1 protein-coding gene is annotated in these 753 nt (G+C 72.6%); it reads right to left on the bottom strand.

Translation table 11 applies throughout. The features are described from left to right. Positions 1-753 (bottom strand): hypothetical protein (locus FNQ90_RS25595; RefSeq protein WP_182608484.1); only part of this gene is annotated, 753 nt, incomplete at both ends.

Raw genomic sequence — 753 nt, 5'->3', positions numbered from 1 at the left:
GGGGTGAACAGGTGGGTGTCGGGGATGGGTTGTCCGTCGGCGCCGCGCGGGGTGACCACGGTGTGGGTGGGGACGCCGTTCGGGCCCACCACCAGGTGGTGGTCGCCGTGGTGGAGGCGCAGCGCGTCGCCGGTGCCCGGGGCGGCACCGGGGGCCCGGAGGTCCGGCGCGCCGGTTTGAAGGGTGACGGTCGCCCCCGGGATGGGGTGATACGCGGTGCCGCCGGGGGTGAGGCGCTGTGGCACGGCCTTCATCAGGCCGAGATCCCCGTTGGGAGCGGTGGTGATGTAGTGGCCGGCCGGGGCCCGGGCGGGGCCGCCGGCGGGGTCGCGCAGGGACAGGGCGTGGTACCTCAGGCCGCCGTCCCCGTTGTAGCGGGTGAAATCACCGGTGTTGGTGTCGGCGACGTGCCACTTGCCGTCCATCCGGGTGACGTTGAGGTTCGGCATCCCGGCGCCCGCGTCGGTGCGTGCGGTCGCGGTGGGCGGGGTGGTGTGAGCGGTGTTCGGCGGGACGAACAGGTGGCTCGCGGTGCCGGCGGCGACGCGGTTCTCCAGGGTGATCGCGTCGTGGATGTGTCGGCCGTTGGCGTCGACGACCACGTGTCGCAGCCCGGTGTCGATGCGGAAGCCACCCTGAGCGAGGTCCGTTTGCCGGACGATCGTGGTGCCGATCTGTGCCTCGAACACCGTGCGGTTCGCGTTGGCCTGTATCAGGCCGAGGTCGCCGTTGGGGGCGGTGGTGAGGTAGTGG

The organism is Streptomyces alkaliphilus (assembly GCF_014141535.1).
Classification (GTDB): Bacteria; Actinomycetota; Actinomycetes; order Streptomycetales; family Streptomycetaceae; genus Streptomyces; species Streptomyces alkaliphilus.
The sequence above is the reverse complement of the archived record's forward strand: the minus strand, read 5'-3'. Positions and strand labels throughout refer to the sequence as shown.